We start from the raw sequence: 8,570 nt of genomic DNA on the forward strand, positions 1-8,570 counted from the left end.
TGCATCTCCCCCAGTTGTGCACAGACCACGCGTTGTCCACAAATCCTCGTTCGTGACTGGCGGCCCTCGATCGTGCCGGGCACGGTGGCCCGATGACCACCTCTACCGGAGCTGCCGGCGCTCGCGGAATCCTGGCCGTCGTAGCCCAACCCGCACTGCGCAATGAGCTCGACCGAGTTGCAGCGGCCGTCGGTGTACGGGTCGTCTACACCGAAGGCGCATCACCGATCAGCAGGAAAACTTGGTCGGCGGCCGCGGCGGTAGTGCTCGACGAGCACGCGGTTGACGCATGCGCACGCGGTGGTCTGCCGCGCCGCGCACACGTGGTCGTGGTGACGGGCGGCGAACCGGCGTCGGCGACATGGGCGGCGGCCGTCGAGGTGGGTGCACGGCATGTGCTCATCCTGCCGATCCAAGAGCGCGAACTGGTCCGCGAGCTTGCCGATGCCGGCGACTCCGTGCGTGACGAGCACACCCGCGGTGAGGTCGTCGCGGTGATCGGGGGGCGTGGCGGGGCGGGCGCGTCGATATTCGCGGCGGCACTGGCCCAGGTCGCCATCAACCCGTTGCTGGTCGATCTCGATCCCTGGGGTGGTGGCATCGATCTGCTGGTGGGCTGCGAGACCACTCCCGGTGTGCGCTGGCCCGATTTGGCGTTGCAAGGCGGACGGCTGAACTGGTCGTCAGTGCGTGAAGCGCTGCCGCGCCATCGCGGGATCTGCATGCTGTCAGGCACTCGGCGCGGATACGAACTGGACGCCGGCGCAGTGGAGGCGGTCGTCGACGCGGGCCGCCGCGGCGGGGCCACCGTCGTCTGCGATGTTCCGCGCCGGCTGACCGAGGCCTCTCAAACTGCCTTGGACACAGCCGATCTCGTCGCCGTGGTCAGCCCATGCGATGTGCGGGCGTGTGCGGCGACCGCGACCCTCGCGCCGGTGCTCACCGCCATCAATCCCAACGTGGGCCTGGTCGTGCGCGGACCCTCGCCGGGCGGGCTGCGGGCCGAGGAGCTGGCTGCGATCGCCGCCGTGCCGCTGCTGGCGTCGATGAGGCCGCACCCGCGGTTGGCCGAGCAGCTCGAACACGGCGGTCTGCGGCTAGCGCGACGCTCTGCGCTGGCGGGGGCGGCGCGCCGGGTTCTGGCTTTGCTACCAGCGCGCCCGACTGCCGACATGGAAAGCAGGGCGGCATGACCGATTCGCTCATCGACCGGGTGCGTGAGCGGCTGGCCACAGAATCCGCCCCGCTGCGCCCCGTCGTGGTAGCCGACGCGATCCGGGCCGAATCCGGTGGTGTGCTCGGCGACACTGAGCTGCTGAGCAACCTGCGGGTACTGCAAACCGAGCTGACTGGCGCGGGGATCCTCGAACCACTTTTATGCGCGGACGGCACCACCGACGTGTTGGTCACCGCCCCGGACGCAGTGTGGATCGACGACGGAAACGGACTGCGGCGCACCGATATTCGGTTCGCTGACGAAGTAGCCGTACGGCGCTTGGCGCAACGGCTGGCACTGGCCGCAGGTCGTCGACTCGACGACGCGCAGCCGTGGGTGGACGGTCAGCTGACCGAGGTGGGCGCCGGCGGCTTCGCGGTCCGCCTGCATGCCGTGCTGCCACCGGTCGCCGTCGCCGGCACCTGCCTGTCGTTGCGAGTGCTTCGACCGGCCACCCAAGATTTGTCTGCGCTGATCGCGGCTGGCGCCATCGCGCCGACAGCTGCCGCACTGCTCGCTGACATCATCGCCGCCAGGTTGGCGTTTTTGGTGTCCGGCGGGACGGGGGCCGGAAAGACGACGCTGCTGTCGGCGATGCTGGCCGCGGTGGCTCCCGACGAGCGGATCGTGTGCGTCGAGGACGCCGCTGAGCTGGCGCCGCCGCATCCGCATCTGGTCAGGCTGGTCGCGCGTTGCGCCAATGTCGAAGGCGTCGGCGAAGTTACAGTGCGCCAACTCGTCCGGCAAGCACTGCGAATGCGGCCGGACCGCATCGTCGTTGGCGAGGTTCGGGGCGCCGAAGTGGTCGATCTGCTCGCGGCACTGAACACCGGTCACGACGGCGGTGCGGGCACAGTGCATGCCAACAATCCCGGGGAGGTCCCAGCTCGTTTGGAGGCGTTGGGTGCTCTTGGCGGCCTGAATCGCGGTGCCCTGCATAGTCAGCTGGCTGCCGCCGTTCAGGTGCTGCTGCATGTGGCCCGCGATCGCGCCGGCCTGCGGCGACTCAGCGAAATCGCGGTGCTACGTCAAACTGACGGACGGGTCTGCGCGGCCACCGTATGGTATGCCGACCGCGGACTGACCGACGAGGTCGCGGGCTTCCGGCGGCTGGTTGAGAGGCGGACGACCGGATGACCGCACCGGTGGCGGCCCTGGCGTTGTCAGCAGCTGTGCTGGTAGCGCCTGCATCGCCACGCCGAAGACTTGGTTGTCCCGACCGCAGCCGCATTCGACTACCGCCGCGGATCGCCGGATGTTGTGCCCTGTCTGCTGTGGCTGTCGGTGCCGTATTACTGCCGCTGACAACGGTTCTCGCCACCGCGGTGCTTGGTGCAACGGGAGCTCTGCGCTACCGGCGGCGTTGCCGTGGACGTCGTGGAATGGATGAGGGCCGGCAGCTGGAAACCGCGATCGATGTGTTGGTGGGCGAACTGCGGGTTGGCGCTCACCCCGCACAGGCGTTCGCTGTCGCGGCGGACGAAACGGCCGGCCCCGTCGCAGAGTCCTGCCGTGCGGTCGCGGCGCGCGCCCGCTTGGGAGCCGACGTCGCCGCCGGATTGCGCAGCGTCGCCGAGACTTCGGCCTTGCCGTCGCAATGGGATCGGCTCGCCGTGTGCTGGGAACTGGCCGCCCAACACGGCCTGGCGATGTCCACCCTCATGCGCGCGGCCCAACGCGATATCGTTGAGCGGCAGCGGTTTTCAGGGCAGGTCACCTCGGCGATGGCCGGTGCCCGTGCCACCGCGGCCATCCTGGCGGGCCTGCCGATACTGTCGGTGCTGTTTGGCCAACTCATCGGCGCCGACCCGGCGGAGTTCTTGCTGGCCGGTCACGCTGGCGGCTGGCTGCTGCTGGTCGGGATCACGCTGGTCTGCAGCGGGCTGCTCTGGTCGGACCGCATCACCGATCGGGCGGCATCGTGAGCACGGCTACGCTGCTGCTGGCGGTCGCTCTGTTGAGCAGCGCGCAGCCGCCGAGGCTCAGAGCGCGGGCCATGATGGTGGCCCCCGCGCCCGCCGCGGCGCGACCGCCTTCGCGTGGCCCCGATCCACTGGCCGTCGCCTCGAGCCTCGATGTGCTGGCCGTGTGCCTGGCGGCGGGCATGGCGGTGTCGAGCGCCGCGACAGCGACCGTGCCCTCGGCGCCCCCACTGCTGGCCCGTGTGCTGCGTCGCGCCGCCGACCTGCTCGCGCTGGGTGCCGACCCGGCCGTCGCATGGTCGGCACCGCCGGATCTGTCGCCCGGTTCTCTGGACGCGCAGACCGATGCGCTGCTTCGGCTGGCGCGACGGTCGTCCGCATCGGGCGTGGCACTGGCCGAGGCGGTGGCCGCGCTTGCCGCGCAATGTCGTCAGGACGCCACCCACACAGCCGCGGCCACCGCTGAACGTGCCGCGGTGCTCATCGCCGGCCCGCTCGGACTGTGCTTCTTGCCCGCGTTCGTGTGTCTGGGCATTGTCCCGGTGGTAGCCGGGCTGGCCGGCGACTTACTGCAGTCTGGCCTGCTGTGAACCGAGGAGGGAAAGATGAAGATAGTCAACATGTTTCGTGTGGTATGCGCCCGTGCGGCCTTGCTGGCGGTCGACGAGGCAGGGATGTCGACCGTCGAATACGCAATCGGGACGATCGCAGCGGCAGCGTTCGCTGCAGTCCTGTACACGGTGGTGACCGGCGACTCCATCGTCACGGCGCTGACCAACATCATCGCCCGTGCACTCAACACCAAGGCATAGTCGACGATGCTGGCGCGAGCACCGTGGAGGCGGCGCTGGGCATTGCCACCCTGGTCGCAGTCATGGTGTTGTGCCTTGCTGGCGTCACAGCGGTGTCGATGCAGGTCCGCTGCATCGACGCCGCACGCGAGGCTGCCCGATTGGCCGCCCGCGGTGATGAACGCTCGGCCGTCGCCACCGCCCGCGGTATCGCGCCCGGTGGCGCGCTGGTGCAGCTGCGTCGCGACGGCGAGTTCCTCGTGGCGACGGTCACCGCCCGGTCGAATCTGTTGCCGGCGTTGGGAATCACGGCTACGGGCGTCTCGGCGGTCGAGCCGCGATGATCGGGGATCGGCCACCGTGGTCGCGGCCGCGATGGTCGCCGTGCTGCTATCCGTCACCGGCGGCAGCCTGTATCTGGGCTCTGCGGTGGTAGCCCGTCACCGGGCCCAGGCGGCGGCCGATCTGGCCGCGCTGGCCGCTGCGGCGCGGCTCGTGGCCGGACCCGAGACGGCCTGCTTGCAGGCCAACGTGGTGGCCCGCGAGATGCGGACGAGCATCACCGGCTGCGCTGTCGACGACCTGGACGTCGTCGTCACAACCGAGGTGCGTCTAGCCGTCGGCGGAGGGGGGAGCGCGCGGGCGGCTGCCCGGGCAGGCCCGGCCGATCGGGCTTAGCCGTCGCTTGGATCGGGATCGGTCAGGCCTGCGTCGGCGAGTTCGGTGACGGTGGGCAACCGCAGCGAGACCAGCCCGGCGAATGTGTTCGGCTCGACTTCCACCCGATTGACAGTCACATGGACCGGAACCCAGCCGCCGTCATGGCCGGGCATGCGTAACACCCCGCCGGCGGCGCCGCCCGCAAACTCGGTCAGGGCCGCCATCCTCGCTTCGTCGCTCGGATGCGTCCCCGGCGCAGCCGCAGCGACACGTCGCCAGTCATAAAACGGGCACGGCTCGTCGAGCCATTTCAACAGGGTCCACGTGGCGGGATCGAACAGTGCCCGGTGCACACCAGGCTGGGCCAGGCCGTGCAGGATCCGCTGCGCGAGTCGATCCGTCGACGGCTCCGGCTCGGCCGGTTCGGCACGCCAATTCATCCCCCGTGCGATCACATGGTCGTGGCCATCGGCAGCCGGCTCCAGCCCATTGCGCGCCACAAAGCTCACGCGAATGTGATTGCCCTGCCAATCGGTGCTGTCCCAGGTGTCGCACAGTGTGTGACCTGGTTGCGACCTGACCGCAGCTGCCAGCGCCTTCCCTTCATTCGGCTTGAGATCACCCGAGGGCCAGCTGTCTGCGAACGCGCGACCCTCGGGATCCTCGACCTCGAGATTCCGGCCCGTATTGGCCAGTGATTCCGGCGTATCAGTGGCCACTCTTGCGGTCATATCCCATTTCAGTGGGCCCGGGATCGGCCGCTCCGGGGGTTCATCCGCGGTCGGCCCGCTCCAGATGTGCACCCCGTGCAGGTGGCCGTCGGACATCAACACCGGCTCGGCGCGGATCACCCGGCCGCTTTTGGGTGTGATGCTGACCAGGCTTTGGCTGGTTTGCAACGACTCGGCGATTGCGGCCTGGATGGCAGCGAGACGGGGATTGCGCCGGAGAAACACGGAAATCGGAACAAGATTTCGCAATTGGCGGCCCAGCGCCACCACAGCCGGTTCTTCGCCCAGCGTTTCCACAAGCAGCCAGTCGCGCGCCATACCACGACATTTTACCGAACTGGCAAGGGATAACTCGTTGTGTCCCTGTCTAATCCGCGCAAGTTTGGCGGCGGTCAACCTGAGGATGACGTTGATACATCAGTCGATGACTTGCACAGGTTAGCGTGGCCGGGTATTTTGCTGCTGCGCCCATTGGGATTGCGAACGGATTGTGCTGTCCGACCGTTCGCCGCGGTGTTTGTAATTTCGGCATGTGCGCGTTTCTTCAGCAGCGAGGAAATGCGTTTTCATGGCGGCTGCCGTAACGCAGACACCTGAAGACGACCGTCGAGGGGTCGGTCGTCATCAAGATGTCGCGTCCTCGTGAGCCAGCGCCGTGAGGACCAAGCGCAAAACGCGCACAGCCCCCGCCTTATCCAGTGGTTCATTACCACTGCCGCATTTTGGGGACTGCACGCAGGACGGACATCCCGACGGGCATTCGCAGGCCTCGATAGCGGCGGCGGTGGCACCCAGCCAGGTTCTTGCTCGACGGAAACCCTGTTCGGCGAACCCCGCTCCGCCCGGATAGCCGTCGTAGACGAAGACGCTGGGCAGCCCATCGGGCTCTGGACCCACTGCGGTTGACAAGCCGCCGATGTCGCCACGGTCGCAACTGGCCACCAAGGGCAGCAACCCGATCGCGGCGTGTTCGGCGGCGTGTAGCGCTCCGGGGATCTGCGGCGCGTCGATCCCGTTGCGGCGCAGAGCCTCCGGTCTAATGGTGTACATCACGGCAGTGGTGGCCAGGGTGTATGCGGGCATATCGAGTTCGATGAAGTCGATGACTTCCCCGCTCAGCCGGCGACGCAAATAGCCGACAACTTGGCTGGTGACGCAGACGGGTACCAGGCCTAACGTGACCGAACCGAATACCTGCCGTTCACCCGTGCCGGTGACCTCGATGTCGGTGAATTCCCTTGCGAACGTTGCATATCCGGGATCATCGGCGTGAACGAAAGCCATGCCCTCTTCAAAGTCCAGCGAATCGACAACGTAACTTTCGCCCTGGTGTAGATATACCGCCCCTGGGTGCACTGAAGCGGCGGCCTGTCCGACACCGGCGGTCCCCAGCAACCGTCCAGTTTCGCTCTCCACGATGACGATCTGGCCGCCAGTCGACCCCCGAATGTCCACTGCCGGATGCGGATCGACGCCCGGCGCCGGGTAGTACCGGCCGGATCGACGTCGTAGCAGCCCGTCGTCGACCAGTCCCTCGGCGACCTCCTCGGCCCCCAGCGCCCGCACCTCGGCGTCCTCCAGTGGTAATTCGGTTGCTGCACAGAGTAATTGCGGGCCAAGGATGTACGGGTTGGCCGGATCGATCACCACGCGTTCGATCGGCTTGTCCAGCAGCGCCGCAGGATGGTGCACCAAGTAGGTATCCAGTGGATCGTCTCGGGCGACCAACAAGACCAGCGCGCCCTGACCCCGTCGCCCAGATCGTCCGGCCTGCTGCCAAAACGACGTGACCGTCCCGGGGAAACCGGCCAGCACTACCGCGTCGAGTCCGGCTATATCGACACCCAACTCCAGCGCGTTGGTAGTGGCCAGACCTCGGAGCTGTCCGTCGACCAGCGCGCGTTCGAGCGCGCGACGGTCCTCGGGCAGATAACCCGCGCGATAAGACGCCACCGACTCCGTGAGCTCCGGGGCGACGTCCTCCAGCCGCGCACGTGTTGCCAGCGCGGTCAATTCGGCGCCGCGGCGCGACCGGACAAACGTCAGCGTGCGCGCCCCTTCGGCGATCAGGTCGGCCATCACTCGCGCCGCCTCGCTACCGGCGGACCGTCGTACCGGAGCGCCGTTTTCGCCGACGAGGTCGGTGCGCAGTGCCGGCTCCCACAACGCCACCGTGCGAGCGCCCTGTGGCGAGCCGTCTTCAGTGATCTCCGCGACCGGCTGGCCGATGAGCTCGGCGGCAGTTGCACCGGGCGATGCTGTTGTCGCGCTGGCGAAGATCACCGTCGGCGTTATCGCCGAGTCGGCCGAATAGCGTGCGCACAATCGCAGCAGCCGACGCAAGACCATCGCTACGTTTGAGCCGAAAACACCTCGGTAGTAATGACATTCGTCGACGATTACGAAGCGAAGACCGCGTAGAAATACCGCCCACCGGGCATGGTTGCGCAGCAGCGCAAGGTGCACCATATCCGGGTTGGAGAACAGCCACCGCGATCGCTCGCGCGCGAAGCGTCGCACCTCGGCCGGACTGTCACCGTCGTAGGCCGTGGGCACGACATCACCGAGCCGAGGTATAGCCGCGGTCAGCGCGTGCGCGGCCCGCAACTGGTCGTGGCCAAGCGCTTTCGTCGGCGACAGGTACAGCGCCCTGGCCCGCGGATCGGTCGCCAGCGCATTGAGGATGGGAAGCTGATAGGCCAACGACTTCCCGGACGCCGTGCCGGTGCTGATAACGACGTGACGGCCGGCATGCGCCAGCTCCGCTGCGTCAACTTGATGCGCCCACGGCGAACTGATGTCGCGATCGGTAAAGGCGCGCACCACGTCCGGTTCGGCCCATGCCGGCCACGGACGCCGGTCGCCGTGCCTTGGCGGCAGCTCGGCGACATGGCGTAGCGGGTGGTCTCCGGGTTCGCTACCGGCGACCGCGGCCGCGAGCAGTTCGCTGCCGAACGTCACCATCTCTACGCCCCTCCTGATGTGAGCTAATTGCCGAATGCCTCAACCAACGACGACCCCGCGGCCAGGGGTTTGGCGCATCTCACCTGAATTGTTTACCTCTTAGTAGCTGAATTGATCACCTGAGGCTGTCGCAGACGCGATGAACGTGATTGACTGTTTGCGGTCGCAGCTTCTGTGTTCGTGTAAAACTTTCGCAGGATCGACGTTGCGGCCGCGGTTCCTGCGAGGTTGTAGGTCGGGTGAAGTTCCGGCGACTCGGCAAGGTATAGCGGTCGGAACGGGCCCG

9 protein-coding genes are annotated in these 8,570 nt (G+C 67.5%); 7 read left to right on the forward strand and 2 right to left on the reverse strand.

Annotation, left to right across the window (positions count from 1 at the left end; translation table 11 throughout):
* Window positions 1-92 precede the first annotated feature (92 nt).
* From ssd to WBF82_RS16760, 7 genes are read left to right on the forward strand one after another with little or no spacing between them, the layout of a single operon-like run.
* Complete coding sequence (gene ssd / locus WBF82_RS16730) at window positions 93-1,193, forward strand: septum site-determining protein Ssd (RefSeq protein ID WP_424384085.1); 1,101 nt, start codon at window positions 93-95, stop codon at window positions 1,191-1,193.
* Window positions 1,190-2,353, forward strand: coding sequence for a TadA family conjugal transfer-associated ATPase (locus WBF82_RS16735; protein ID WP_424384086.1), 1,164 nt, complete (start codon window positions 1,190-1,192; stop codon window positions 2,351-2,353). Before ssd ends, WBF82_RS16735 begins: the two co-directional genes overlap by 4 nt.
* Window positions 2,350-3,141 (forward strand): type II secretion system F family protein, encoded by a 792-nt coding sequence (locus WBF82_RS16740; protein WP_424384087.1) that lies wholly within the window; start codon window positions 2,350-2,352, stop codon window positions 3,139-3,141. The genes WBF82_RS16735 and WBF82_RS16740 overlap by 4 nt, the downstream gene beginning before the upstream one ends.
* Window positions 3,138-3,728, forward strand: a complete 591-nt coding sequence (locus tag WBF82_RS16745; protein ID WP_424384088.1) for a type II secretion system F family protein — start codon at window positions 3,138-3,140, stop codon at window positions 3,726-3,728. The genes WBF82_RS16740 and WBF82_RS16745 overlap by 4 nt, the downstream gene beginning before the upstream one ends.
* A 15-nt stretch (window positions 3,729-3,743) precedes the next feature.
* Entirely contained in the window at window positions 3,744-3,950 is a 207-nt protein-coding gene (locus WBF82_RS16750) for a DUF4244 domain-containing protein (protein WP_424384089.1), read from the forward strand.
* 23 nt (window positions 3,951-3,973) lie between these two features.
* The gene (locus tag WBF82_RS16755; protein WP_424384090.1) at window positions 3,974-4,273 is read left to right on the forward strand and encodes a TadE family type IV pilus minor pilin; all 300 of its coding nucleotides are present in this window, start codon (window positions 3,974-3,976) and stop codon (window positions 4,271-4,273) included.
* A gap of 16 nt (window positions 4,274-4,289) precedes the next feature.
* The gene (locus WBF82_RS16760) at window positions 4,290-4,607 is read left to right on the forward strand and encodes an Rv3654c family TadE-like protein (protein ID WP_424384091.1); all 318 of its coding nucleotides are present in this window, start codon (window positions 4,290-4,292) and stop codon (window positions 4,605-4,607) included.
* On the opposite strand, the gene WBF82_RS16765 is transcribed toward WBF82_RS16760, so the two are convergent.
* Complete coding sequence (locus WBF82_RS16765; protein WP_424384092.1) at window positions 4,604-5,638, reverse strand: PAS domain-containing protein; 1,035 nt, start codon at window positions 5,636-5,638, stop codon at window positions 4,604-4,606. The genes WBF82_RS16760 and WBF82_RS16765 overlap by 4 nt on opposite strands.
* A gap of 306 nt (window positions 5,639-5,944) precedes the next feature.
* Window positions 5,945-8,284: a DEAD/DEAH box helicase gene (locus WBF82_RS16770; protein WP_424384093.1), complete on the reverse strand. Its 2,340-nt coding sequence runs from the start codon at window positions 8,282-8,284 to the stop codon at window positions 5,945-5,947.
* Window positions 8,285-8,570 lie beyond the last annotated feature (286 nt).

Source organism: Mycobacterium sp. (assembly GCF_049673265.1).
GTDB lineage: Bacteria > Actinomycetota > Actinomycetes > Mycobacteriales > Mycobacteriaceae > Mycobacterium.